This is a genomic window from Microvirga sp. CF3016, from assembly GCF_036314085.1.
In the GTDB taxonomy this organism is placed as follows: Bacteria; Pseudomonadota; Alphaproteobacteria; order Rhizobiales; family Beijerinckiaceae; genus Microvirga.
In genome coordinates, this window is sequence record NZ_JAYGGM010000001.1 from 161,359 (window position 1) to 186,604 (window position 25,246).

28 protein-coding genes and 1 pseudogene are annotated in these 25,246 nt (G+C 64.6%); 15 read left to right on the forward strand and 14 right to left on the reverse strand.

What is annotated here, in order from left to right:
- Window positions 1-91 precede the first annotated feature (91 nt).
- The gene (locus VB672_RS00870) at window positions 92-430 is read left to right on the forward strand and encodes a phasin family protein (RefSeq protein ID WP_329782274.1); all 339 of its coding nucleotides are present in this window, start codon (window positions 92-94) and stop codon (window positions 428-430) included.
- Between the two features lie 46 nt (window positions 431-476).
- Here the strand turns inward: VB672_RS00870 and VB672_RS00875 are convergent, their stop codons facing one another.
- Entirely contained in the window at window positions 477-662 is a 186-nt protein-coding gene (locus tag VB672_RS00875; RefSeq protein WP_329782275.1) for a hypothetical protein, read from the reverse strand.
- A 158-nt stretch (window positions 663-820) separates the two neighbouring features.
- On the opposite strand from VB672_RS00875, the gene VB672_RS00880 reads away from it, so the two are divergent.
- Window positions 821-1,264: a hypothetical protein gene (locus VB672_RS00880; protein WP_329782276.1), complete on the forward strand. Its 444-nt coding sequence runs from the start codon at window positions 821-823 to the stop codon at window positions 1,262-1,264.
- A 13-nt stretch (window positions 1,265-1,277) separates the two neighbouring features.
- Here VB672_RS00880 and VB672_RS00885 read toward each other — a convergent pair whose 3' ends face one another.
- From VB672_RS00885 to VB672_RS00910, 6 genes are all read right to left on the reverse strand, one after another.
- Window positions 1,278-1,472 (reverse strand): hypothetical protein, encoded by a 195-nt coding sequence (locus VB672_RS00885; RefSeq protein ID WP_329782277.1) that lies wholly within the window; start codon window positions 1,470-1,472, stop codon window positions 1,278-1,280.
- A 342-nt stretch (window positions 1,473-1,814) separates the two neighbouring features.
- On the reverse strand, window positions 1,815-3,122 hold the full coding sequence (locus tag VB672_RS00890; RefSeq protein WP_329782278.1) for an MFS transporter: 1,308 nt from the start codon (window positions 3,120-3,122) through the stop codon (window positions 1,815-1,817).
- 116 nt (window positions 3,123-3,238) lie between these two features.
- The gene (locus VB672_RS00895) at window positions 3,239-3,445 is read right to left on the reverse strand and encodes a hypothetical protein (RefSeq protein WP_329782279.1); all 207 of its coding nucleotides are present in this window, start codon (window positions 3,443-3,445) and stop codon (window positions 3,239-3,241) included.
- A gap of 94 nt (window positions 3,446-3,539) precedes the next feature.
- A complete protein-coding gene (locus VB672_RS00900) occupies window positions 3,540-4,058 on the reverse strand; it encodes a GNAT family N-acetyltransferase (protein ID WP_329782280.1) in 519 nt (172 codons plus the stop codon).
- Between the two features lie 45 nt (window positions 4,059-4,103).
- Window positions 4,104-4,574: a hypothetical protein gene (locus VB672_RS00905; protein WP_329782281.1), complete on the reverse strand. Its 471-nt coding sequence runs from the start codon at window positions 4,572-4,574 to the stop codon at window positions 4,104-4,106.
- A gap of 68 nt (window positions 4,575-4,642) precedes the next feature.
- Complete coding sequence (locus tag VB672_RS00910) at window positions 4,643-5,068, reverse strand: hypothetical protein (RefSeq protein ID WP_329782282.1); 426 nt, start codon at window positions 5,066-5,068, stop codon at window positions 4,643-4,645.
- A gap of 371 nt (window positions 5,069-5,439) precedes the next feature.
- Here VB672_RS00910 and VB672_RS00915 point away from each other — a divergent pair.
- Window positions 5,440-5,613: pseudogene (locus VB672_RS00915) on the forward strand (zinc-dependent alcohol dehydrogenase); the annotation flags it as partial.
- A gap of 68 nt (window positions 5,614-5,681) precedes the next feature.
- Here the strand turns inward: VB672_RS00915 and VB672_RS00920 are convergent.
- The 3 genes from VB672_RS00920 to VB672_RS00930 all read right to left on the reverse strand — a co-directional run bounded on the left by VB672_RS00920 (window position 5,682) and on the right by VB672_RS00930 (window position 9,173).
- Window positions 5,682-6,008: an ATPase inhibitor subunit zeta gene (locus VB672_RS00920; RefSeq protein ID WP_329782283.1), complete on the reverse strand. Its 327-nt coding sequence runs from the start codon at window positions 6,006-6,008 to the stop codon at window positions 5,682-5,684.
- Between the two features lie 92 nt (window positions 6,009-6,100).
- Window positions 6,101-7,453 (reverse strand): family 1 glycosylhydrolase, encoded by a 1,353-nt coding sequence (locus VB672_RS00925; protein WP_329782284.1) that lies wholly within the window; start codon window positions 7,451-7,453, stop codon window positions 6,101-6,103.
- Between the two features lie 277 nt (window positions 7,454-7,730).
- Window positions 7,731-9,173, reverse strand: a complete 1,443-nt coding sequence (locus VB672_RS00930) for a porin (RefSeq protein ID WP_329782285.1) — start codon at window positions 9,171-9,173, stop codon at window positions 7,731-7,733.
- Between the two features lie 1,168 nt (window positions 9,174-10,341).
- Here VB672_RS00930 and VB672_RS00935 point away from each other — a divergent pair.
- Window positions 10,342-13,254 carry an SH3 domain-containing protein gene (locus VB672_RS00935; protein ID WP_329782286.1) on the forward strand — a complete coding sequence of 971 codons (2,913 nt, stop codon included), beginning with the start codon at window positions 10,342-10,344 and terminating at the stop codon, window positions 13,252-13,254.
- Window positions 13,255-13,293: 39 nt separating this feature from the next.
- Here the strand turns inward: VB672_RS00935 and VB672_RS00940 are convergent, their stop codons facing one another.
- A complete protein-coding gene (locus tag VB672_RS00940; protein WP_329782287.1) occupies window positions 13,294-13,707 on the reverse strand; it encodes a hypothetical protein in 414 nt (137 codons plus the stop codon).
- A gap of 425 nt (window positions 13,708-14,132) precedes the next feature.
- Here VB672_RS00940 and VB672_RS00945 point away from each other — a divergent pair, with 425 nt between their 5' ends.
- From VB672_RS00945 to VB672_RS00955, 3 genes are read left to right on the forward strand one after another with little or no spacing between them, the layout of a single operon-like run.
- Window positions 14,133-14,423, forward strand: a complete 291-nt coding sequence (locus tag VB672_RS00945; RefSeq protein ID WP_329782288.1) for a hypothetical protein — start codon at window positions 14,133-14,135, stop codon at window positions 14,421-14,423.
- A 39-nt stretch (window positions 14,424-14,462) separates the two neighbouring features.
- Window positions 14,463-15,608: a calcium/proton exchanger gene (gene cax, locus VB672_RS00950; RefSeq protein WP_329782289.1), complete on the forward strand. Its 1,146-nt coding sequence runs from the start codon at window positions 14,463-14,465 to the stop codon at window positions 15,606-15,608.
- A 10-nt stretch (window positions 15,609-15,618) separates the two neighbouring features.
- On the forward strand, window positions 15,619-16,047 hold the full coding sequence (locus VB672_RS00955; protein ID WP_329782290.1) for a potassium channel family protein: 429 nt from the start codon (window positions 15,619-15,621) through the stop codon (window positions 16,045-16,047).
- A 1,314-nt stretch (window positions 16,048-17,361) separates the two neighbouring features.
- On the opposite strand, the gene irr is transcribed toward VB672_RS00955, so the two are convergent.
- The 3 genes from irr to VB672_RS00965 all read right to left on the reverse strand — a co-directional run bounded on the left by irr (window position 17,362) and on the right by VB672_RS00965 (window position 18,455).
- Window positions 17,362-17,862, reverse strand: coding sequence for a Fur family transcriptional regulator Irr (gene irr / locus VB672_RS00960; protein WP_329782291.1), 501 nt, complete (start codon window positions 17,860-17,862; stop codon window positions 17,362-17,364).
- A gap of 69 nt (window positions 17,863-17,931) precedes the next feature.
- The gene (locus tag VB672_RS22575; protein ID WP_442931893.1) at window positions 17,932-18,060 is read right to left on the reverse strand and encodes a ferritin-like domain-containing protein; all 129 of its coding nucleotides are present in this window, start codon (window positions 18,058-18,060) and stop codon (window positions 17,932-17,934) included.
- 80 nt (window positions 18,061-18,140) lie between these two features.
- Complete coding sequence (locus VB672_RS00965) at window positions 18,141-18,455, reverse strand: (2Fe-2S)-binding protein (protein ID WP_329782292.1); 315 nt, start codon at window positions 18,453-18,455, stop codon at window positions 18,141-18,143.
- A 656-nt stretch (window positions 18,456-19,111) separates the two neighbouring features.
- Between VB672_RS00965 and VB672_RS00970 the strand changes: the two genes are divergently transcribed.
- The 8 genes from VB672_RS00970 (at window position 19,112) to VB672_RS01005 (ending at window position 25,246) form a co-directional block, all read left to right on the forward strand.
- The gene (locus VB672_RS00970) at window positions 19,112-19,378 is read left to right on the forward strand and encodes a hypothetical protein (RefSeq protein ID WP_329782293.1); all 267 of its coding nucleotides are present in this window, start codon (window positions 19,112-19,114) and stop codon (window positions 19,376-19,378) included.
- A gap of 485 nt (window positions 19,379-19,863) precedes the next feature.
- Entirely contained in the window at window positions 19,864-20,607 is a 744-nt protein-coding gene (locus VB672_RS00975) for a Crp/Fnr family transcriptional regulator (RefSeq protein WP_329782294.1), read from the forward strand.
- Window positions 20,608-20,913: 306 nt separating this feature from the next.
- Complete coding sequence (locus tag VB672_RS00980) at window positions 20,914-21,078, forward strand: periplasmic nitrate reductase, NapE protein (RefSeq protein WP_329782295.1); 165 nt, start codon at window positions 20,914-20,916, stop codon at window positions 21,076-21,078.
- A gap of 12 nt (window positions 21,079-21,090) precedes the next feature.
- Window positions 21,091-21,384 carry a 4Fe-4S binding protein gene (locus VB672_RS00985; protein WP_329782296.1) on the forward strand — a complete coding sequence of 98 codons (294 nt, stop codon included), beginning with the start codon at window positions 21,091-21,093 and terminating at the stop codon, window positions 21,382-21,384.
- A complete protein-coding gene (locus VB672_RS00990; protein WP_329782297.1) occupies window positions 21,381-21,638 on the forward strand; it encodes a chaperone NapD in 258 nt (85 codons plus the stop codon). Before VB672_RS00985 ends, VB672_RS00990 begins: the two co-directional genes overlap by 4 nt.
- Before the next feature lie 4 nt (window positions 21,639-21,642).
- Window positions 21,643-24,159 carry a periplasmic nitrate reductase subunit alpha gene (napA, locus tag VB672_RS00995; protein WP_329782298.1) on the forward strand — a complete coding sequence of 839 codons (2,517 nt, stop codon included), beginning with the start codon at window positions 21,643-21,645 and terminating at the stop codon, window positions 24,157-24,159.
- Complete coding sequence (locus VB672_RS01000) at window positions 24,156-24,629, forward strand: nitrate reductase cytochrome c-type subunit (RefSeq protein WP_329782299.1); 474 nt, start codon at window positions 24,156-24,158, stop codon at window positions 24,627-24,629. Before napA ends, VB672_RS01000 begins: the two co-directional genes overlap by 4 nt.
- On the forward strand, window positions 24,629-25,246 hold the full coding sequence (locus VB672_RS01005) for a NapC/NirT family cytochrome c (RefSeq protein ID WP_329782300.1): 618 nt from the start codon (window positions 24,629-24,631) through the stop codon (window positions 25,244-25,246). Before VB672_RS01000 ends, VB672_RS01005 begins: the two co-directional genes overlap by 1 nt.

Here is a 25,246-nt window from a genome sequence, read left to right on the forward strand (position 1 = left end):
AGACGGGCGGCGGCTTCACCCTCTGCCGCCTGGAGCAGGTGAGGGGCGCCCCTTCAGGCTGAAGAAGGATTCCACTCAAGGAGGACGATCCATGGCCACTATGTCAAAAAACTCAGGAACATCGGATACGCTGCGAAGCGGTGCCGTCTTTGCTGTGTCGGACGACAGGGCTCGCGCCCTGGCCAATGCCACGGAAACGTGGCTCGCCGCGGCCACCGAATGTCAGCGCGAGATGATGAGCTTCGTGTCCATGCGCCTTGAGAAGGACGCTGAGACCACCCGCGAGATGGTGGGATGCAAGAACCTCGCGGATGTGACGGCCATCCAATCCCGCTGGATGGAGGAGACCCTGCGCGACTACAATTCCGAGATGGGCAAGCTGATGACCATCTACACCAGGTCCCTGAATGGCGAAGGCCGGGCCAGATGATGATGGATTCCTGCCGTGACACTTGGCCCCGGCAAGCCGACCGCATCTAGGCCATGGCATCCCGGGCTGTGCTGCGGCCCAGATATTTGGCCCGCGCCGGGGTCAATGTTTGTCCAGTCCAGCGGCGGAAGGCACGGGTGAAGGCACTGACCTCCAGAGACCCGAGCAGCCACGCGATGCGCGAGATCGAGAAGCGGGCGTCGGTCCCGAAATGCCGAGCCGATGTCCTCAAGTGTCAAGCACCCTGAGGGTCCATGGCCTAAGGTTTGCGAGATCCGGAAGGCGCGCCCGATCGCGCATCCGGGCGACGGGCCTTCCGTCGCAGGCCGAGCGCTCGACAGGTTCAGGGTTCGCGTCTGCCCGTGCGAGCGTGAGACGAGGGAGAGATCCATGCTCACAGTCCATCATGCTCTTCGTTCCGGCCTGGTTGCCCTTGCGGTGACGTTCGCGCCAGGGCTGGCGGCACCAGGATGGGCCGCGACCGGCACGGTCTACGTCGAGATCGCCAAGGCGGGGTTCATCGTCGGCATCGGCGGCGGCAGGGGAACGCTGGTTTTTCAAGGACGGCGATATCCGCTGAGTGTTGGCGGCTTGAGCTTCGGCGCGATGATTGGGGCCTCAAAGGCCGACCTGGTTGGGCGCGCCTACAACCTGCGCCGGGCCACCGACATCGTCGGCACCTATACGGCCGTTGGCGTGGGAGCCGCCGCCGGCGGGGGCGTGTCGAGCATTCGCCTGCAGAATGCGAGGGGCGTCGTTCTCGACCTGCGCGGCCGCAACATCGGCCTGGAGTTGAACGCCAATGTGAGCGGAATCGAGGTCGGCCTGCGGTGAGCCGCAGGCCGCCTCAGCGACCTGAAGCCGCCTCCCTGACGTGGACCAGCCTATTGAGCTTCTGTTGGTCCACACCGAGTTCTCCCGCCCATTCGCTCAGGGCGGAGCTGTAGAGCAGCGCGAGGAACCGGGTCGGGTTCTCCGCGCCGCCCTTCAACCTGACAAGTTCGCTCAGGGCCTGCCTCAGCATCGTACGGTCCACCGCCATGGCCTCACCTCTTGCCCGGTTTCCGGAGCAGGCAAATCTGCGGTTTGGAAGCCCATGCCGTCAAAGGTTCAAAAGGCTTACGAGCTGCCTCCGATCCACGTCTGGCTGGAATGGCCTGAAGCCCAACAACTGGGCACACATGGCGAGAGCGACGGCACCGGTGAGGGGCCTCGCATGGTCGTTGATCTCAAAATGCCAAGTGCTTGTTCTGGGCGATCAAGTACGCCCTCTGGAAGCGATCACAATCTGTCTCACTCCAGACAGCCCGCCTTGATCCATGTCCGGCCATCGGGCTCGGTGATCGTGCGCCCTGTCCGAGGCCGTGGGTGCCCAGGTGAGCCGTTACGCCGGTTGGGTTTCCTCCTGGGGGTCCGGCGGATTGCGGGCTTGGTCCGCCTCCGGATCGATCAGGGCCACCCCGACCACAGCCCCCAGGATGGCCAGCCCTCCCGCGATCAGGAGGGCTGTGCGGACCCCGTCCGCAGGGTGGGAGCCGACGTCAAGCACCAGCCCCGTGACCACCGGGGCAAGCGGACCGGCCAGCGTCGTGATCGCGTTGGTGACGCCGAGGACCGCCCCGCGCCGCTCGACCGGCGTGACCTCGGCGACCAGGACGGGCCCAAGCACGAACATCACGTTGCAGAGGGAGAAGGCGACCACGGTGCACACGATGATCGGCAGGGACCCCTCGGATCGCGCCAACAGGATGATGATCAGGCCGGCGGCGAGGGTGCTGGCGCACGCCACCGATCCGCACGCCAGCCGGCTTGGGACGCCGCGCCGCTTCAGACCGTCGGACAGGGTCGCCACCGCGGGCAGGAGCACGATCTGACCCAGGGACACCAGCATCATGATCCAACCGGCTTGAGCTGGCGTGTAGCCGAAGGCCTGGATCAGGAACGCCGGCAGCCAGACGACCGCCAGCGTCAGCAGCCAGTAGGCGCAGAAGCCGACCACCTGGACGCCGACGACCGTCCGACACCTGAATAGGCGGCGGTACGACAGGCGCGCCGTGGTCCCGCCGGAGCTGACGCGATCCGGGGTGATCGGACCCTCGCGGGCCACCAACAGCCATACGGCGCACCAGACCAGGCCGATGAATCCGAGAAAGCCGAAAGCGGCGTGCCAGGACCACGCTGCGACGATGGCGACGATCACCGGCGCCGCGATCCCGTTGCCCGCCAAGGCGCCGATGGCGATGAGGCTGGTTGGGACGGCGCGGCGTTCGTTCGCGAACCATTGGTAGGCGGCATGCAGGGCAATCGGGTAGGCGGGCCCTTCGCTGAAGCCGAGGGCGATCCGGTTCACAACCAGGGCAGCCACCGAAACCGACAGCAGCATGGGCAACTGGCATAGGGACCAGATCAGCGCCAGCGCAGCCAGCACCCACTTGCTGGCGACACGGTTCACCAGGAACCCGCCGATCACACCTCCTACCGAGAAGAGGGTGAAGAAGCTCGTTGCAATGAGCCCGAACTCCGTGTGGCTCAGGCCCAGCTCCTGCATGATCGGAACGGCCGCGAGACCAAGCACCGCCCGGTCGGCGAAATTGATGAGCATGAACAGGAACAGCAAGCCCACGACGATCCAGGCGTGTGTCCGATCCGCTGCTCCAGCAGCGAGCGAGGTCTGCGGGCGCACCTGCTCCATGCCCTAGCGCCTTCGTTGTTGGAGCATGAGAATTTGCCACAACGGCGCCATTGGCGCCATGGCCAAGGCTCCACGTTCGGGCAAGATCGTTTGCCCGAGCCAGGGAGCAGGGGACGTCAGGCCCACCGCAGGAAGATCTCGATGGCACCGATGCCCAATAGGCAGGACACGATGGTCAGGCTCAACAGGCCAAAACCCAGGAGCGCCCATCGCGCCATGTGCCGTGACGGCCGGTCACCGAATCCTGTGGATCGGCTTGGAGCATTGTCGTTGGCGGGACGCTGCCTGGGGCGTGTGAGCTGCCGCATCGTGGCTTTTTGCATGGTGTGCCTCCCGATCCGCGGCTTGGCCTAGGCGAACACATGCGGCGCAGGCTCCACGACCGTGGCGCGCAGCCGTGCCACTCCCCAATCCGGCTCACGAAAGCCGGAGCACGACATGGGTGGCATCCGGCTCCCGCCGGGTCCTGAGGCCGAGCCCGCTCGCCGCGAACACCTTCAGCATCGCGGTGTTGTCTGGCATGACATCCGCGGCCAGCTCCTTGAGCCCGGCCCGACGGGCAATCAGTGCCAAGTGGCGCATCAGGGCCGCGCCGATGCCCCGCCCTTGGTGGGCATCGTCCACGGCGAAGGCGATCTCGGCCTGGTCGGGCTGTCCCACGATGTAGCGTGCCCCGCCGACGATCACCGGCTGTCCATCCTCCTCCAGCGTCGCGACGAGGGCGACGTGGCTGACGAAGTCGACCTTGAGGTAGAAGTCGACCTCCTGGTCGGTGAAGCCTCGCTTGAAGGCGAAGAAGCGCCGGTAGAGGGACCGGTCACTGATCCGGCCGACGGCGGCAAGCAGACTGGCCCGGTCCTCAGGCCGGAGGGCGCGGACCACAATCCAGCATCCGTCACGCAGGGGTTCGGTGGCCGAGTAGTCCCTCGCTTGCATCACCGCCTCCTGGCCACTGGACCCGCGCTAACGCACGGCACAGCTTTACCAGTAACGGCGGTGGGCCACGCGAGGTCCGAAGTAGCGTGGACCGTAGTGGCCCCGGTACGCGCCATAGTAGCGGGGTCCGTAATAACGGGGTCCATAGTAGACGCGTCGCGGGTAGTAGCGCGGTCCGTAATAGACCGGGCGCGGATAATGGTAGCGCGGAGCGTAGTAGACCGGCCGCGGATAGTAGTAGGCGGAGTAGCCCGGCCAGGGGCCATAGGCAGGATACCCATAGCCATAACCATAGGCCGGATACCCGTACCCATAGGCGGGGGTTGTTGCGGCTGCGGTGATCAGGCCCCCGAGGATCGCCCCACCGATCAACCCAGCCGCGACGGCACCACCGCCTCCCCAGCCGCCGTGCCGGTAATATCCGCCGTGGTAGCCCCGCCAGTACTGCGCGTCCGCGGTTTGAACACTGCCGGTCACGATAAGAGCGGCAGCGGCGAGAGTTGCGAGTTTCCTCATGTCAGCCTCCACAGGCTTGGTGTCCGCCCCCTTCCGCCTTTTTACATCGCGTGCCATGACCCTCGAGGCTACCGTCCCAGCCGCGACTTCTGCACCGAGCCGGGGTTGCCACTGTCTCCGGGCGCGGTGTTGAGGCACAGCCGGACCTGATTGTCGTCGTTATCGCGCATGGTCAGGCAGACCTCGGCCTCTTCCAGGCAGTCAGCTGGATTGCCATAGCGCGCGCACAGCTCCTCGCTCTGGGTCCGGATGGTGTTGATGATCCCGTAGACGAAATTGCCGGCCCCGTCGGCCTTGCGCGTCGGCCCCGGCGCGGGGGGCCTTGCGGGCCCTGACCGTTTTGTAGGCGCTCCCGCCGACTTCGAGCCGACGTCCTGCGCCCGCCCGGCTGTCGCGTCGCGTGCCAGAGTCGCATCTGCCGAGAGGGACAGGCCGAAACAAGCCGCCGCGAACAGGACCTGCCGGCTTCCGGACGCTCCCAGGAATGTCACCATCGCTTTCCCCTGCGGTTCTCCGGGTGATGGTTCGTGTGAGCGGACCTCTTCTGGTTGAGACCGGTCAATCACTGCGACCGAGCTTTGCAACTGGGTCGCGGGTTCTCAGGATCTCCGTCGTCCGCTCCGAGCCAAGATACTCGGACCGGGCAGCCCTGCTTGATCAAATGGGACAGAGCGTTGACAGTTTTGGCTATGGGCCTGCCTCTGCACGGGGCTCAGGACCATGATGCGGCAGGTGCCGGATGGGATTGACGGATCGCAACCCGACCGCGGTGACGGGAGCGGCCTTGCCTGTTCGGAGGGCAATATCTCCAGCGGACCTCCGGTATGGGTCAGCGGGACGCGCATCGCCTGGGGTGCCGGCGGCCGTTCGCGGCTCAATCGTTGGTACCCGGTTGGACTTGGCGTAATGCCTGCAGTTCGCGGGCGAGGGGAAGGTGAAGGTCCATTACTCGCTGGAGCTGCTGGAGGCGATCAACGACATCTTCAACCGGATGCGCGACAACAGGATCGACGGGCGCGTCGTCATGAGGATCCAGTGACTTGGAAGAGGGGGCGCCTCATTCTGATCACTGCACCGGTCGGTACGGCGGCCCCCAAATAATCAGTCTCATTTCGACATGAGTTTGCGCGCGAGCGTCACCGCCGCGGCATCGGTGGAATCGCCCCGGGCCGTTGGCATCAGGTTTCCGGCCTTGAGCATAAGCTCGGTCATCACGCTGAGGATGCGCGCGTCTGACTCAGCCACGCCCGCGGCATCGAAGTCCTTGCGGATCGTGCTTAACACATCGCTGCGCCCGGGTTCGACCGTGCCTCGGGCGAGCGCGTCCGAATAGACCTCCGCGTCGCGTCCGGTGAGCCCCAGTTTCTCGGCGGCCCAACGGCCAAGGAGCTTGTTGCGGAGAATGGTCTTCTGCACATCGTCGGAGCAGGTCATTCGAGTTCTCCGATTGCCGGCTGTTGAATGCGCCCTCCCGTCAGCGGGCTCCGTGGTCGGCGTGAGTTGCGCTACTGAAAGATGAAAATCAACTAACTCCTGAGTTCGGGCTTGGTCTTCAATTCATGGCGCAGGTACCGACGCCATCCCTCGCGCCTGCGGGCCGCCACCGGCGTGTCATATTCGCTCGGGAGCATGACGGGCACGAAGAGGCAGACGCTCTGGGTCGGCAAGACCTCGCGCCATTGGGAGAGAAGCTTCTTGAAGGCTTCCCCGACGGGACGGATGTTGCGGTCGAGATCGTACAATCCCCGCGGGTTCACCCGGCCGCGCTGCTCGCGGAGGGCAACGTCCCAATCGATTTGGTCGGTGAGCGAGTACCAGGTGAAGCCGACGATGGGCACACGGTTGTTGCGCACCCGCAGGACGTTGGCCCACTGCTTCCAGAGCCAGTCGACGGCCTCGTCACCCTCGTGACCCTGGTCGAAGTTGGTCTCGGTGTGCATGACCGGTAGACCGTAGCGGTCATGATACTGGCGCGTGATCTCGTCATAGCCGAACACCTCGCCGGCCGGGTGGATCTCGCCGCCTGCGCCAACCCGGTGCTCGTTGCTATGGTAGAAGTCGTTACCCATGATGCAGTGGTGGCGCAGGGTGTTGTCCAGGAAGAAGTGGTACTCGTCGCGCGTCATGCCGTTGTCGAGCAGGTACTCGTGCATATGCGAGTTGACCGGGTATCCGTAGTTCAGGTCAAGCGAGAGGAAACGCCGGGCGTTGTAGAACTCCGCAGACTTGATCGCCTTAGGGTTGTCGGCATGGAAGTACTCGGTCGACTCGCTCTGGATGAAGATCGCGTCGGGCCGCTCTTCCAGGATCGCGTACATTGCAAGCACGTTCGCCTTGGCCATGTGCTTGAGGGCGGTGACGAAGGCCCGGTCGCTCTTTAGTTGCTCGTTCCACCAGCCGAAGGCGGCCGAGAACTGGGCGCAGATGAACATCTCGTTGACGGGGGTGTAGAACTGAACCCAGGGGAAGCGATGGGCAAAGGCTCGGGCGTATTCGGCGAAGAGCGCCGGGAAGTCCGGGTTCTGGAAGTCGCCGATCCAGTCCGGCACCCCGAAGTGGCACAGGTCGACGATGGGGATGACGTCGTGTTCCTTCAGCCAGGTGAATGTCAGGTCCGTGAACTCCCAGTCGTAGCGGCCCTGGCCGAGGAAGGTCTTGTGCAGAGGGGGGCCGTACCGCAGGAAGCGGATGTTCAGGTCCTCCAGGAGCTCGAAGTCACGCTGCCACTGCCGGTAGTGGCCGCATTCCTCCATCTGGTCCCGGCGCACGCGGCCGTCCCGGATCGTGGGATAGCTGTTCTCGATGCCGGTCGCGAACAGGAAGAGGGTGACGCGGGCTGGTTGGCGGTCAGCGCCATTGTCGTGCGAACGATCAGTCATGGCGCCCCTCGTGCACATCGGCGCTGAGACAAGCAGGGAACGTGTCGCTGGGTTAGCCATGTCCCCGGGAGACGCGTGCCAGATGGTCTTGGCATGACAGTCCCTTGGCTGCCTTCAGTATCACGCCCGGCGGGCGGCGTGCTTGACCGTTTTGGTCAGGTAATTGGCAGTTTGGGACACATCCCGCGGTTCAGGTCCGAAGAGGGCTGGGATCGTCACCCAAAGGTCGGCAGACCCGGTGTCTTCCATGGCCCGATCCCTTGATATGGGGAGCTGCTCAGAAATCACGCTGGATGCGGAGGCGACCTTCCCAGGTGTCGTCCGATCCAGCCGACCTGAAGCCTCCCGTCGGCTCGCCGGAGGCATCCGTGAGCGGAACGGCCACGCGGCCGCGGGGATCGACCCGGATGTAGAGCGCCTCGACGCCGATCAGGAAGCCTTCCACCGGCGTCCAGATCACGTTGGCGCCCGCACGGTATTCGTTGAAGTCGACCAGCCCGGTGGTTGTGCCGGCGGTTCCGGAGGCTATCGTCGCCGCACTTGCCGGCACCACGTACTGGGCGATCCCAGGGGCATCGAAGCGCATCCAGGACCCGAAAACGTTTGTCTGGATGGTTGGCGTCCAGTTGTGATTGATGCCACCCGCGATGCCATAGGCCTTGTTGGTCTTGAAGTCGCCCGTGAGCGGATCGACGAAGGCATCGGCAAAGGGCTGGGCGATCCGGCCGGCGCCGATGAAGCCATCGCTGATGGAGCCCGCCTGGCCGGCATTGATGTAGCCGACGGCTCCGTCCGTGTAGGTGGCGGAGATCCAGCCCGTGTCCCCCGCCCCGAGGAACGGCAGGTTGGCGTAGGCATGCGCCGCGAGCGCGAAACCGTAATCCGTGTTCGCGTAGGCAGGATAGGGCAGGCCGGTGACCGGGTTGATGACGGGGACGGTCACGCCATCGACAGTGGTGACGCCGAAAGCCACGTCGCGGATCTGATGCAGGGCGCCGGACAGCTGCGCGCCGCCCCAGGTGCCGGTGTAGCGGAGGTTGGCGACAACGTCGGGCATGCGCTCGCCGCCATAATCGAACGGGATCGGGGCCAGGACCGGAGCCGGGCTACCCACTCCGAACAGGGGGAAATCCAGCTCGTTGTTGACCCGGCGCTCCGTGCCGTCTTCCAGCGACAGGGTGGCCGAGAAGCCATTGCCGAACGAGAAGGTGTAAGCCAGCAGGTTCACCTCAGCGTTCGAAGGATCGTCGAAGCGCAGATCGCCGAAATTCGGAGCCGGCAAGTCGGGGTGGGTGAAGAAGGAAACTGCGCGACCGGCTGTCAGCCCCCCGAACTGGATGAAGGCCTGGGAAATCTCGGGGCTTGTGGAGCTGAACTCGTAAGCACCGGTATTCCGGGTCATCTCCATACGGATGTAGGTGCGCAGCATTCCGTAGGCAGTGGCGGTCCGGGCGTCGAGGTTGATGCGGCCGCGGGCACGGAAGCCGATCGTGTCCTGCGAACGATCAGTCGGTTCGAGATACAGATACTCGGCCCGCACGCGGCCGCTGACGCGCAGGCAGGTTTCCGTGCCAGGAATGTAGAAGAAGCCGGTGCCATGGGTGGAGCAGATCCGGACATAATCGACGGGCGCCGCGGTTTTCGCCGGCAGATCGGCCGCCTGAACCGCGGTGCCCGCAATCGCCACGGATCCAAGCAAAAGGGTTCGAACAGGGATCATCGCATAAGCTCCGAGGCTGGCCCATTGCCGCAACGACAGATCTTGTGCCCACCACAGGAGAACCGTCAAGCCTGCTCAAAGCTGATCTGCCCGCTCCCGACAGGATCTGCCGGCACTTGGCAGGTTGCGGCGACGGCATCCCATCGCAAAGGATTCGGCGCGCCGAACCGGACGAAAGGTGACAGGCGAAGCGCGACGTGAAGCTCCGCAAACACTCCCTGGCGACTAAGCCCCGGTGAGAGGCTCATGGCCACAAATGCCAAGCGCTTGTCCCAAAGGATCAAGCACGATCTTCCGACGTGATCAAAATATGTTCTCTTCAAAGCCTGCTCTGCGCGGAGCTGTACGCCGGGCAGCAAAGGGAGGATGCCGATGAACAGGATTCTCTTGGTTCTGGGCGCGCTTGTGGCGGGCGCTCTCTTGATCCCGGACGTTGCCGAGGCCCAACGCGGCGGCCGCGGCGGAGGTGGTGCCCGCATCGGCGGGGGTGGAGGCGGGTTCGGTGGGGGCGGTGGGTTCCGCGGTGGCGGCAGCTTCCGCGGCGGTGGTTTCGGCGGAGGCTCCAGGATGTACATCCCGCGCGGCGGCATGGGCGGTCCCCGGGTCGGGATGGGCGGCAGCTTCCGTGGCAGTGCGGTTGCCGCCCGGCCGGGGCGCGGGGATATTCGCCAGGCGGCGATAAGCAACCCTGGCCGCTTCGACAACCGTGGTGAGTGGCGCGGACGATATCCGTACTATGGCGGGCGCTATCCCAATTACGGCCGCTACTACGGACGGTACCCATACTATGGCAACTATTACGGTGGCTGGGGGTGGGGCGCGGCCGGTCTGGCTACGGGGGCGGTGATCGGGGCGGCGGCCACGTACCCGTACTACAACTATCCGTACGCCACGTATCAGACACCAGTGGCATCGGCCAACGGCGGATATTGTGTGACCGCCGTTCGAACTTGCGCTTTGACCAATGCGGCGCCGATTGGGACCGGATGCTCCTGCCGCGTCCAAGGTGGCCGGGCCCGCGGTACCGTGCAGTGACCTCCTTGTGCCGGTGAGTGGCAGCCGGGCTGGGTGTTCGTTCGATCCGTCCGAGGCCGCCAGCGCCTCAGACCGGAGTGACCTCCCGGTATCGGGAACTTCCCGATACCGGGCATTGCAGGAGTGACCTCTGATGCGCCAGGTCATCGCGCTCGCGCTCATCCCGATCATTGCCACATCACCGGCGCTCGCCGCTCCGGGCGTCACCACGACCAGCGTCAACCTCCGTGCCGGACCCGGCACGAGCCATCCGACCATCCGCACGCTGCCGGCCGGCACCGCCGTCGACATGGGCGACTGCGAGGACTCCGGCAGCTGGTGCGCCGTAACGGTCGATGGGCAAAGCGGCTTCGTCAGCGGGCGCTATCTGGAGGAGAGCCACGAGCGCGAGGGCTGGCCCCGCACCTATGAGGTCGGCACAGGCCGCATGGTGCTCTTCCAACCGCAGTTCACCGAATGGGCCGATTTCAAGACCATCGAGGCTCTGGTGGCGGCCCAGTACCTGAGGACGCCCGACGGCAACCCGGTCTTCGGTGTGATCGGGCTCAAGGGCACGACCTCATACGACGAGGATGCGGGCGAGATCGTCATCACTGGTGTCACCGTCACCGAGCTGAACTTCTCCGGCCTCGGCCGCGACGACCTGAAGGCGCTGGCAGTGGAAACGGGTAAGCTCCTGCCGACCGGTCCGATCACCGTGGCCGAGGCGCGTGTGACCGCAAGCCTCGCCGAGCAGAAGCGCATGACCGATGTGGCGGGACTCAAGGCCGATCCCCCGCGAATCTTGGTGTCAACGACGCCGGCGATCCTGGTGCAGACCGACGGCGCGGCGGCCTTTGCGCCCGTGAAGGGCAAGGCAGGCCTGTCCTTCGTGGTCAACACCAACTGGGATCTTTTCCGGGTGGACGAGGGCGGTGCCCTCTACCTGCGGGACGATACCCATTGGCTGACGGCGAGCACGATCAGCGGCCCCTGGACGCCTGTCACCGAGTTGCCGGCGCCGCTGAAGGAGTTGCCCGACGATGCCAACTGGGCCGATGCCCGCGCCGCCATGCCGCCCGAGCCCTACGGCGATGGTGCGGTCCCGAAGGTGATCACCACGGATGCTCCTGCGGAGATGATCCTGTTCGACGGCGAGCCCAAGCTCCAGGACGTACCCAGGACCTCGCTCCAGTGGGCATCCAACACCGAGGCCGACGTGTTCTTCGACAAGGCTGGAAAGCAATGGTACGTGCTCCTGGCGGGACGGTGGTTCCGCGCAGCCTCACTGGAGGGCCCGTGGACCTTCGCCACGCCCGACCTGCCCGCCGACTTCCTGAACCTTTCCGAGGACGCGCCATATTTCGCCGTACGCTCCTCCGTGCCCGGCACGTCGGAGGCCGCCGAGGCGCGGCTCAAGGCCAGCATCCCGACCACGGCCCGGGTCGAGGCGGGTTCTATCACGCCGACGGTGGCCTATGCAGGCGACGCCCAATTCGCGCCCGTCGAGACAACCGATCTGTCCTACGCGACCAATACGACCGATACCGTGATCAGGGTCGGGGAGCAGTACTTCCTGCTCCAGGACGGCGTCTGGTTCGTGTCCGACAGCCCGAATGGGCCGTGGCAGCTCGCCCGTGCGGTGCCTGACGCCATCTATGGCATCCCGCCGTCCTCGCCGGTCTACAACGCCACCTATGTGCGCGTGTACGACACCGAGCCCAATGCGGTCTGGTACGGCTACACCATGGGCTACCTGTACGGGTACCCGGCCTGGGGCACCTACGTCTACGGCACCGGCTGGTCCTATCCGCCATACTGGTACAGCTGGCCCGGCTATGCCTACCCGATCTACTATCCGCGGCCGGTCACGTGGGGTCTCGCGGCCTACTACAACCCGATCTGGGGCATGTATGGCCGTTATGGCTATGCATACGGGCCCTATCGTGGCATCGCGGGGGTACGGTCCTGGAACCCGGCGAGCGGCACCTATGGCCGCGCGGCTGCGGCCTGGGGTCCGCGTGGCTCGGCCGGCTTCGTCGGAGCCTACAATCCGCGCACGGACGGAGCAGGGTACGTCGCGGGCGGACGCAACGTCTATGGCGCGTGGAAGTCGGCTGGCGTGAAGCGCGGATCCGAATGGGCGCGCGTGGCGGCTCGCGACAATGCCGCCGGCGGCTCGTCCCTGCGCTGGAACACGTCAAACGGGCAGGGCTTCATTCGCGAAGGGCGCCGCGGCGACATCTATGCGGGGCGGGATGGCAACGTCTACCGCAACGCTGGTGACGGATGGCAGCGTTGGGACGGCGGCTGGCAGGACGTCGCCCGACCCGAACCACGGGAGCTTCTCCAACGCGGCGAGGGGCGCGAAGGCCTTGCGCCGGAGGCGCGCGAGCGGCTGCAGGAGCGGGCTGGCGGGGACGGGCCTCAAAGGCTCGCGGGAGCGGGCACGGCTGGTGCGGCCGGAGCCGCGCTCGGCCAGCGGTTGACGGAGGGAAGTGATCGGACCGGCTCGGACCGCATCGGAGGCGGGGCGGGTCGGGAACGGACGCAGGAGCGGGCGGCGCAACGTCCGGCCGGCGAGCGTCAGGCGCAGCAACGCCTCCCAGCCCATCAGCGTCCCACGGCAGGATCCCGCGCGCTAGGGCAGGAGCGGACGGCGGTCCAAGAACGACCAGCGTCACAGCAACGTCCCGTTCAGCAACGACCGGCGGCACAGGACCGTCAGGTGGCGCAGCAACGACCGGCCTCACAGCAGCGTTCGGCTCAACAACGTACAACGGCAAGGGAGCGCCAAGTGGTGCAGCAGCGCCCCGCGGCACAACCCCGTCCCGTGGCGCAGAAACCCGCGCAGCGTCCGGCAACCAGGCAGCCGCTGCCATCGAACCTGACGCGGGACGTTCAGGCCCGGCACCTCGGAAACCAGCGCCAGATCGCCAGCCGGCAGGCTTATCGGCCGCCATCGGCGCAATTCTCACGTTCGCCGGCGTCCTTCGCGCCCCAGCGCAGTTTCGCGCCGCGAGGCGGGTTCGGCGGCGGGGGCTTCCGCGGCGGCGGACGCCGCTAGGCGTGATGCGGCCATCCATCGCTTAAGCCGCCGGTGCCGTCATCGCGAGCAGCGCTGGTACGCGGTGCCGGTGGTGTCCTGCTCGTTGAAGTAGCGCTTGAGCGAGCCGTCCGGCTGCGTTGCCATCAGAACCCTCACCTCGTTGCCCGCCACGGCGTTGGCGCAGTCGAGAACGAGACGCTGCCGGTCTCCGACCGGCCTGACCGATTTGATCCGGCACGACGCCTGGGGCGTCCTCAGCCGGTTGCCGGAGACGATGAAGGCGGGCGCGAAGATGTCGACCGGCCTCTTGAACGAGGTGCCTTTCCCGGCGGAGGAGTAGACCTCGGCACAGTCCGCGCCTCCGGACAGCCAGGCCCCTTGGTATCCCGAGAGGCCTCCCTGCGCCATCGCGCCCGACACGCAAAGGCCCAGGCCAAGCCCAGCGGCGCGGACAAGTCCTGCCACTCGCATTGTGTCCTCCTCCCAGCAAGACATCCGTCCAAGACCGTGCCAGGTGCGACCCAGCAAGCCATGACGGATCACTGTAAGCAGGACGGGGCGTCCCGCTTGACCGGCGAGGACAATCTCTTGACAGTTTGGGCCACCGGCCCCGGACCAAAGGGTTCCGTTCGGCTCCGAGATATCCTGTTGACAATGTGCACGCCCAGCACAGGCGCCGACGAACATGCCGCCAATCACATCGACGGTGGCGGTCACTCCGGCGAGAAAGTCGGCATCTGGGATGCTCCAGCCCTCTGCGGCAGCGTTTCTCTCGTCAACGGACCGAAGGCCGTCCTGAGTGGCGCGCTGACGGCCAAAACTGTCAAGAGATTGTCCCCTCGGATCAAGCACGGTGTTCCGCATCGGCTAAGGTGCCGTCGAAAGGCAGAGAAGCCATGAAGCCCCTTCTGGTGTCCGTCGCCATTGCAGGCTTTGCCACAGGATCCCTTGCACAGTCAGGCCCCACGACCCTTGGCATGACCTGTGCCCAGGCCAGGGGGATCGTCGCCTCGCGGGGTGCGGCCGTGCTGCGCACCGGACCGGCGACCTACGACCGCTATGTGCGCGATGGGAGCTTCTGCGCGCTCCAGGAAACCGCACGGCCGGCGTGGGTGAGGACGGCCGATGTCGCGCAATGTCCAGTCGGTGGAGTTTGCCGCTCCGTCGACATCGATAACGGGCGGTGAGGGGAAACGACCAAGCCTGCCAAGGAAGGGGAGAAGGTCATGACGGACAAGCCGTATTCCAACGCACGCCCGGTGACCGAGGCACCCCTGCTCAGGGCCTTCCCGCTCAGGCCCTCTCTTCTATGGCTCCTGGTCCTCGCACCCGTCGCAGCCTTGTTCGACCGCGCCGGCACCGTCCCGGCTGGCGTGCTCTTCTTCTGCGCCGCCCTGGCCATCGTGCCGTTTGCCAAGCTCATCGTTCAAGGCACCGAGCAGGTCGCCGCCCATACGGGCTCCACGGTTGGAGGCCTCCTCAACGCCACCTTCGGCAACCTGCCGGAGCTGATCATCGCCATGGCGGCCCTGCGGGCCGGCCTGCTGGAGATGGTGCGCGCCTCCATCGTCGGGGCGCTGCTCGCCAACCTGCTGGTGGCCCTCGGCGTGTCCTTCCTGCTCGGCGGCCTGCGCCACCACAGTCAGGAGTACAACCCGAACGCGGTTCGGATCTACTCGTCGACCATGGTGTTGGCCTGGATCAGCCTGGCGCTGCCGAGCGCCTTCCACCGTGCTCTGGAGTCGGAGCCTCACCTTGGCGCGCATGCCACCCTGGATCTCGTCGTGGCGGTCGTGCTGCTGGGCCTGTATGGGCTCTTCCTGTTGTATTCCCTGAGAACCCACCCGGAGACCTTCGCCGAGCTGAACGCGCCTTCGTCGGAGGAGATCGAGGAACGCCCAAGCCTCAGGTGGGGTATCGCGACCCTGCTGGTCGCCTCTCTCGGCGCGGCCTGGATGAGCGAGATCCTCGTCGGTGCCGCCGAACAGGCCGGGCACGCGCTGGGCATGTCGCAGATGTTCATGGGCGTGATCGTGCTCGCGCTCGTTGGCGGTGCGGCGGAGTCCGGCTCGGCCATCGCCATGGGCCGTGCCAACCGTCCCGATCTCAGCATCGGCATCGCCCTGGGAAGCTGCGTGCAGATCGCCCTGTTCGTGGCGCCGATCCTGGTGCTGGTGGCGCCGGCCATGGGACAGCCGCAGTTCCGGCTGGTGTTCTCGCAGGCCGAGATGTGGATGCTGTTCGGGGCGGTGCTGCTCGGGGCGACCGTGACCACCACAGGCCAGTCCAACTGGTTCAAGGGTGCGCAGCTGCTGGCCCTCTACCTGATCATCGCGGCCATCCTGTACCTGATCCCGGCCGCCGCGCCGTAGGACTGGGACCATGTTGCGACAGCTTCTCCTCGGCGGGGTCGTCAGCCTGGGCAACATCGCCATCCATGCGGTCGTAATGGCCACCGTCGTGGGCACCGCCCGCCGGGCGTTGAAATGGGAGCGCCGCTGGCCCCAGGTCTGGCTCGCCGCCGCCATGGTCGCAACTGTCGGTATCCTGATGGTCGCGCATGTCGCCGAGGTCGGAGTGTGGGCGCTTGCCTACGCGATCCTGGATGTCGCTCCTCCCGGTGCCGATGTGCTGTACTTCGCGTTCGTCAACTATGCGACACTCGGCTATGGCGACGTCGTGCCGGTGGAGCGCTGGCGCCTGCTCGGCCCGATGGCGGCGATGAACGGTGTGCTGCTGTTCGGCTGGTCGACGGCGGTCATCTTCGAGGTGTTGCGGCAGGCCATGCGCAGCCGTGATCAGAAGGGCTAGCGGTGCCGGCATAGAAAGGCGCGGATACCGTCATGTCCAACATGAATGCCAACGGCCACTTCTGGCACGAGGCGGACATTCCTGAAATTCCCGCTTTGGTACCGAATTCGGTCGTTCACGTGAACGCCTATGTTCCTTCGATTAGGGTAATGGCCTCATGTAAGTCCGTGACTGTCCACAAGACGAACGGAAATGATCTTTTGGGGTGTTGAACAACGTTGAACACTGCGTGTAACACTAATGGCGCGACGGCGCTGAAACCCTTGTGGCGTAAGGATTTGAAAATCCGGCATCGCTTCCTGCCGGGCTCACCAAATCCCCCTTCTGGCGTTAACCAAGGGACATTCTTCCTTAGCTCACAACGGTTTCAGCACGCGTCGGGGCGTTGAACACCCCCCGATCTGTTGAACATACTGTTGAACATGAGCGACCAAGTGACAGCATCCACCAACCTCACCCGCCGCGGCCAAGTCTGGCAGTTCGTGCTGCGCGTGCCTAAGGACCTCGTGCGTTAGCACGACGCCTGTTTAGGAGGCTTAGAGAACTTGACTCAGGTCCCCGGCGACCATGCTAAGGTACTCGCAGGCACCTGCGGTCTCACACCAGAACGCCGTCTGCACGATAGCTTCGGCCTGCCCCGTCGCCGCAATACGTTCCATGACAGCGCGACCCTTGACAATCCCGACACCGATCCCGTCAGACTGAGAAGGATCTTCCCAGATGCCGAATGCGATGTCCGCCCGTTGAATGCCTTCGCGGACCTCCCAACCCTCCACGCGCGGGTCTGCGAGCACGGCTAGCGTTTGGCGGGTGCTGTCCGCAATAGCACGGAGCTCGGCGTTCTGCTCGCTCTCTCATGTCTGCTGAACTTGTCTCCTCTTACCCATGACATGTTACCCATGTCATGGCTCCATCAGATTGCTGGAGATCATGCTGCGCTAACTTCGATTACTTGGCGAGTCGCGCATTGCCTCATAGTAAATCCACCTTAACCATCATGTTCGGGCGGCTTTCGCTATCAGCTCCAAATTGGGACCGGTAACCGCATAGGTACTCTCGTAACCGTGTTTAGTTGTCTATAGGTGGCCTGCAGCATACACATTTTATAGGCCGGGTTAGCTCACCGACGGGCGTGTTGTGCGCGCCTTCGAGTTCCCTTCCCACGCGCACCTGGTGGCTCTGCACCCTGATGTGCTGTCGCATTCGAGCCCGCTGGAGCGCTGCGTCAGTGAGACCCTCGCTCGTGGCTTCCAAGCCCTTCTCCGGGAACTCGACATGATCAGGATCAGCGATGTCGCCGATCAAATCCATTCGTCATGGCGCTTGCGCACCACTGATCCGGCGAGGTGCACCGGACCGCCTGCGAAGCCTGATAATCACGTCGACCCTTTTGATCTCATAACCTGCGGGCGCCGCAGGCAGATCTGTCACGGTCAGGGGGGCTGACGTATGCGGTGCGTCGATGAGCTCGCCCTCACCATCAACAAGGAAGTGGTGGTGGTCCGTCACGTCTGTGTCGAAGTAGGCCTTGCGTCCTTCGACCGCGATCTGCCGCAGGAGGCCCGCGTCCGTGAACTGCTTCAGCGTGTTGTAGACGGTCGCCAGGGTCAAAGGCACACGGGCCCGCTGAGCCTCATCGAACAGCGTGTCGGCGGTGATATGCCTGTCGCCCTTTCCGAAGAGGAGCCACCCGAGGCAGATGCGCTGGCGGGTCGGGCGTAGACCCGCCCGCCGCAGCTTGTCCTTGACCTGCGACACGGGACAACCGGGGCGAGCTTGCCCCGCGGTGCGCAGGTCTGGTCCTGTCTCCATCATGGCTGCCGTCCCTCCCGTGAGCTCCGATGTGCTTCTGCGCGTAGGAATCGGAGCCGATCAGCAACGGGTTCAGCTCCTGCGGGTTGGGGCACGCTCCAGAAAGATGATGCGCTCTATGAGCCGGTCGGCGTGCTCCCTCTCCTCGGTGGATTTCCCGTGCCACTTCCTGGCCAAGTCGTTGTGATCCCAATCGGCCAGGGGCCGTGTGCTGCCGGAACTGGTTGACGACCGTCAGCTCATGTCGGAACCCCTGGTTCAGGCACTCGATCACTCTGGTGTCAGCGTTCATGGCCAACCCTGTGCCCGGAGCCGTTGAGAGTAGCTCGTCGGCGCCATCTCTCAAGCTTCGGCGGCTCGTTGGAGTTGGCCTGACGGGTCAGCGGGCAGTCCGTTTCACAGGCGGCCGTGCAGGCGTGCTTTCGGGCTAGCTCCTGATCCATGATCGAGCGGATCGTGGTGGCGCAACGCCCGCACTGGGGACCGCAGCCGAGATTCCGGTAGATCTGGGCTGGGGTGCGCGGGCAGTCCGAGCCCGGATTGAGGCAGGAGCGCACCTCGCCGTCTGAGAAGACGTTGCATGAGCACACGATCATGGGAACACCGCAGTTTAGAGCAATTTTAAAAGCGAACGCTATCAACAACTTAGATCAGCTCGTCTCCTCTCGGCCACTCCGGGATTTCCCGGAGTGGCCGACGATGCCGCGGTCCTGCATGACAGGGTGTATGCCTCAGCCGGAGCGCTTGGGGTGGCCTTGATGAAGAGACGGGACCGCTCAACCGCGTGCACTTTGCTTCAGGACAATGAGCGTGTCGCGCTACCTGCTATCGAGCGAGAGACAGCTGTGCCGGCCGGAGGGCCTCGCCTATGCCATGAGGCGAGACCTCCGGCGCTCCATGATATCGCACTAGAGTCTTTCGACATACGATGAACGAAGTCCGAGGCGTACGCAGCAAGTTCACTTCCACCAAGATCCAAGACGTCGGGATCTAGCGGCCCACTGCAATTTTCAGTCTTGGTACAGCAAGTCCCTGTGAAGCTGAACCCGGCTGCAGTGCCCATCAGGGGTGGCGTCCATCAGGCGTGCCGTCAGCCAGCTATCGTTGCCCAGGCGGCGTGGCTTCGCAGGGAAGGGGAGCACGATCTAGGCCATGTAACGGATCGACGACTGTGCCGACGCAACATCATTGATCCAGCACAAATATCCTTGGTCGGGTCTGAGGTAGGTTCCAGGAAAACAGGGAGGGAAGGGTGATCGTGTTTGAGCGATTCTTCCGCGGCACGAGGTTCGTTCCCCGCAAGGCAGTGTGCAGCGCAGAATATGCGGTCGCGGCGCCAGACAGCGCAGACGAGGAAACCCGGCCAACAAAGAGCCTGATCATGATCCACTCCGACGAGGAGCTCCTCTACTACTTGCAGCGTGGCTACTCCGTGCGGATGGTCTCCGAGGACGGCGCCAATGAACATCTCACAAAGGCCGAGGACGTCGCTGTGCGCTTTGTGCCGCCGTACCGCTGAGGCGGCTGTGCACGGGGCCAGCTCCCGGCCGTTCGGGTCTTGCTTTGCGCTTTTACTCGGGGGAGGGACGCACCGGGACCATTAGGGAAAAGGCTCTCACCTCCACCCCACCTCGGTCTGTCGAAGGCCTTAGCCGAGAGGAAGCACCTTGCCTCGTTATCTTCCTCCAGGATGAGCCAAGCGCGGTCTTCCGCCCTCGGCTATCACCTGTGGCCGGCTTCGAGAGACACCACAGCCAAGTGGACACCGAAGCCTTGTCAAGCGTTTATCTCATCCCGGGACGCCGCGGCCACTCAGAGTCCTCTTTGCGCTGCAACCGCTTTCTCAGCTTCGGCCGAATGCCCTGCAGGCTGATCATGCAAACGCGCCTGGCTGCGGACGCCCCAATCTTTGTGCTGCATCAATGTGGCGAATCCCACGGGGGGATAGCTTACCGCGCATGTGGCCAGGCCTCATAGGCGACCGGCCGTTCCTTGGCGGACGTGATGAAGATTGAAATAAACAAAGGGACGCGCGTCGACTTGTTCCGGAGCCTCGCCGATGATGTGACCGCCGAGCTGATGCAGCAAGCTCAGACGCGCACGATTGCTCCGGGCGTCCTGATCTTCGGTGCTGGCTCACCAGGGCGTGTTCTGCACGTGCTTACCTCAGGTTGCGTCAAGATCATGCAGACCACGCCCCGAGGCGAGCGGGTAATCACGCGCTATGTCAAACCGGGTGAGGCCTTCGGAATGTCCGCCGTGTTGGGTGAACCCTACCGTGCCGACGCCGTGGCCGTGACAAGCTGCATCGGTCTGCAATGGCCGTCGAACCTGATCAGGGACACCATCCTCAGGCAGCCCGGCGCGGCACTCGATGCGATGCGCAGCCTCGACGCTCGCCTCGGCGAAATGGAAGCGCGACTGCTGGGCCTTTCCAGCGGCCGCGTCGAGCAGCGCATCGCCCATGCGCTTGCCGCACTGGCCGAAAAGTTTGGTCGTTCCGGCCCACACGGGATCGAGATCTCGATCCCCCTCAGGCATCAGGATCTTGCCGACCTGGCAGGTACGACGCTTCACACCGTCAGCCGGACGCTTGGGAAGTTGGAGAGCCAGTGCCAAATCAGGCGCGGCCGGTGCCGCATCGTCATCACAAACCTGGCAGGATTGCTGCGGCTTGCTGCGGCATCGACGTCATCGGATTCCCGCCCCCGCCGTGGTCACCGTCGAGTGGGAGGCCGCTCAAGGTAGCACAGGCCGCATGATGACGCGTGCTTCGCACTCCAAGGGGAATCATCCCAAACGGAAAGCCGCTACGCTCTGCCTTCGACGGCTCCGTCACGTAATGCGTAAGTGGAGAAAAGCAGGCACCCCGGCCGATGGTTGATCTAGCGCAAAGACAGCGTCCCCCTGTTCTGATATGATTCGTTTTGGGAAGGAACTGCCATCAAGAGTTCAAGGTTTGCGTAGTGTTGCGAAGTATTGGCGTGCATGGGAACATCTTGCCTGTATGTCTTGTTAAGCAACAGCTGCTGACAACGATCTGAGTGGGGCACAATGCAGTCAGGAACATTGGAAGCTGGCAAGAAAAGGCGTGAGGCGGTCACTTTCCTCATTCTTGCAGTGTTGATCTGGCCCTTCATCGCCGTCGGCGTCGTCGCGGGCTGGGGCTTCGTCGTCTGGATGTATTACATGTTCACCGGGCCGCCCGGTCCAGTGTAGGGAGCTCTGGCGATGTCGGAAGCCTCAACTCCCAACCGCCGAAACTTCCTGCTCGGTCGGTTCACTGCGGCAGAGCCCGTGGTCGAGCTTCCCATTGCGGTCATCACCCCAGCCTGTCTCGCCCTGCAAGGCGTTGCCTGCATGAGCTGCCGGGATGCCTGCCCGACCGGCGCCGTGCGCTTCGGGCTTGCCGTCGGCGGTGCGCGCCCTTGGATCGAGGCGGATGCCTGCACCGGCTGCCGCGAGTGCGCTCCGGCGTGCCCCGTCGATGCCATCCACCTCCCTGCTGCGAAGGCGACCACATGAGCCGGGAATGCCACATCTCCAGCCTGGTGGTTCACAGCCGCCCCGAACGGGTCCAGGCGATCTCGGAGCGCATCGGCCTGATCGAAGGCGCCGCGGTTCACGGCGGCGCCGAGGCTGGCAAACTGATCGTCACCCTCGAAACGGACACCGAGAGCCAGGTTGTCGAGCGCATCAACGCGATCCAGCTTCTCGACGGCGTCCTCGCCGCGACCCTCGTCTTCCACCACTTCGAGCCTGTCCAAGAGCGGGAGTAAACCCATGGACCTCACGCGCCGCACCCTCCTCAAGACCCAGGCCGCAGCCGCAGCTGCCGCCGCCGCGAACGTGACGCTTCCGGCCAGCGCGCAGAACATCCTGACGGGCGAGGACCTCCAGCTTCAGTGGTCGAAGGCGCCCTGCCGGTTCTGCGGCACCGGCTGCGGCGTGATGGTAGCGGTCAAGGACGGCAAGGTCGTCGCCACCCACGGCGACATGCAGGCGGAGGTCAACCGCGGCCTCAACTGCGTCAAGGGCTACTTCCTGTCCAAGATCATGTATGGCACCGACCGGCTCACCCAGCCGCTCCTGCGCATGAAGAACGGCCAGTTCGCCAAGGATGGCGAGTTCCAGCCGGTCTCCTGGGACCGCGCCTTCGATGAGATGGCCCGGCAGTTCAAGCGCGTGCTCAAGGAGAAAGGTCCCGAGGCGGTCGGCATGTTCGGCTCCGGCCAATGGACCATCTGGGAAGGCTACGCTGCGTCCAAGCTGATGCGGGCGGGGTTCCGCACCAACAATCTCGACCCCAACGCCCGCCATTGCATGGCCTCGGCGGCCGTCACCTTCATCCGCACCTTCGGCATGGACGAGCCGATGGGCTGCTACGACGACTTCGAGCACGCCGACGCCTTCGTGCTCTGGGGCTCGAACATGGCCGAGATGCATCCGATCCTGTGGACCCGGGTCACCGACCGGCGCCTCAGTCATCCGCATGTGAGGATCGCGACGCTCTCCACCTATGAGCACCGCACGACGGACCTCTCCGACATGGCCTTGATCTTCAAGCCCAACTCGGACCTCGCGATCATGAACTACATCGCGAACTACATCATCCAGAACGGTGCGGTGAACCGCGAGTTCGTCGAGAAGCACTGCAACTTCCGGCTGGCGAACACCGACATTGGCTACGGCCTGCGGCCCGATAACGTCTTGGAGCAGCGGGCGCAGCACGCCAACGATGCGCAGGTTTCCCACCCGGCGAGCTTCGAGGACTACGCGAAGCTCATGAGCCAGTACACGGTCGAGAAGGCGTCGGAACTGTCGGGAGTCCCGAAGGAGAGGCTGGAGGCCCTCGCCAAGCTCTATGCCGATCCGAAGGTCAAGGTGATGTCGCTCTGGACCATGGGGTTCAACCAGCACGTTCGCGGCGTCTGGGCCAACCATATGGTCTACAACCTGCACCTGCTCACAGGAAAGATCTCGGAGCCGGGCAACTCTCCCTTCTCGCTGACCGGGCAGCCCTCGGCCTGCGGCACGGCGCGCGAGGTCGGCACCTTCAGCCACCGCCTACCCGCAGACATGCAGGTCAACAACCCCGAGCACCGCAAGCATGCGGAGGAGCTCTGGAAGCTGCCGCATGGGCTGCTGCCGGAGAAGGTCGGCTACCACGCCGTGCAGCAGGACCGGATGCTGAAGGACGGCAAGCTCAACGCCTACTGGATCATGTGCAACAACAACCTCCAGACGGCACCGAACACCAACAACGAGACCTATCCCGGCTACCGGAACCCAGCAAACTTCGTAGTGGTCTCGGATGCCTATCCGACGGTCACCGCCATGGCGGCCGATCTGATCCTGCCGGCGGCCATGTGGGTGGAAAAGGAAGGGGCTTATGGCAATGCCGAGCGGCGCACCCATTTCTGGCATCAGCTCGTCAATGCACCCGGCGAGGCCCGGTCCGACCTCTGGCAGCTCGTCGAATTCTCGAAGCGATTCACCACCGACGAGGTCTGGCCTGCCGCGATCCTCGATGCTCATCCGGAGTACAAGGGCAAGAGCCTCTTCGATGTGCTTTTTGCCAACGGCGAGGTAAATAAGTTCCCTGTGTCCGAACTCGATCCGGCCTATGAGAACCGTGAGGCGAAGGCCTTCGGCTTCTACGTTCAGAAAGGCCTGTTCGAGGAGTACGCCGCCTTCGGTCGCGGCCATGGCCACGATCTTGCGCCATTCGATACCTATCACCAGGTCCGCGGACTGCGCTGGCCAGTGGTCAACGGCCAGGAGACGCGCTGGCGCTACCGGGAGGGCTACGATCCCTATGTGGAAAAGGGCAGCGGGGTGCAGTTCTATGGCAACCCCGACAAGAAGGCCAACATCATGGGGGCTCCTTACGAGCCGCCGGCCGAGTCCCCGGATGCAGAGTATGATCTCTGGCTCGTGACGGGCCGCGTCCTGGAGCATTGGCACTCCGGCTCCATGACCCTGCGCGTGCCTGAGCTCTACAAGGCGTTCTCGGGCGCGGTGCTGTTCATGCATCCGGACGATGCCGCCAAGCGCAACCTGCGGCGTGGCCAAGAGGTGCGGATCGTTTCCCGGCGGGGCGAGATCCGCAGCCGGGTCGAGACCCGCGGGCGCAACAAGATGCCGCCGGGCCTTGTCTTCGTTCCGTTCTTCGATGCCAGTCAGCTCATCAACAAGGTCACCCTCGACGCAACGGACCCGATCTCCAAGCAGACGGACTTCAAGAAATGCGCCGTCAAGGTCGTCTCGGCGACGGCCGATGCGGGAGGCGTGCAATGAGGAGGAGCGTCTTCTTGTGCCTGGTCAGCATCGTGCCGTGCCTGGCCGCAGGGGCGATCCTTGCGCAGGATGCCCCACGCCTGCGCGGCCCCGAGCCGTTCACGAAGGAGATCCCGGCCCCGCCGATGCAGCGGCAGGTCACGGACGACGTGCGCGTGCGCCGCAACTATCCCGACCAGCCTCCCGTGATCCCGCATTCCATTGAAGGCTACGCAATGGACCTGAACGCGAACAAGTGCATGTCGTGCCATGCGCGAAAGTTCACGGACCAGAGCCAAGCCCCGATGATCAGCGTGACGCACTACCAGGACCGGGAAGGGAACACCCTTGGTGGCCTGGCGCCGCGTCGCTACGTCTGCGTCTCCTGCCATGTGCCGCAGACCAATGCGAAGCCCCTGGTGGATAACGTCTTCACCGACATGGATGCCCTTGCCGAGCCAGAGCGGCAGCCAGAGCGGGGGCGGCACTGATGGCAGCGGGGATCTCACGCGCATGGGGCTGGTTCCGTGGCAACCCGTGGGTCAGGACAGCACTGAGTCCGCCGGGCTATCTCAGTTTGGCTTTCCTCACGCTTGGCGGCTTCGTGGCCGGCGTGATCTTCTGGGGCGGGTTCAACACCGCGCTCGAATACACCAACACGGAGAAGTTCTGCGTGGGCTGCCACGAGATGCAGGCCAATGTGTTCGAGGAGCTGAAGGGCACGATCCACTTCACCAACCGCTCTGGCGTGCGCGCCACGTGCCCCGATTGCCACGTCCCGCACGAGTGGACCAACAAGATCGCCCGAAAGATGCAGGCGTCGAAGGAGGTCTGGGGGCACATCTTCGGCTCCATCGACACGCGGGACAAGTTCCTGGCCATGCGCAAGCACCTGGCCGAGCGGGAATGGGAGCGCATGAAGGCGAACGATTCGCTGGAATGCCGCAACTGCCACAGTTCGGAGTCCATGGACCTGACGAAGCAGAACCCGCGGGCGGCATCGGCGCACGAGCGCTTCCTGTTCTCCGGGGAGAGGACCTGCATCGATTGCCACAAGGGTATCGCGCATCGTCTGCCCGACATGTCGGGCGTTCCAGGATGGCAGTAA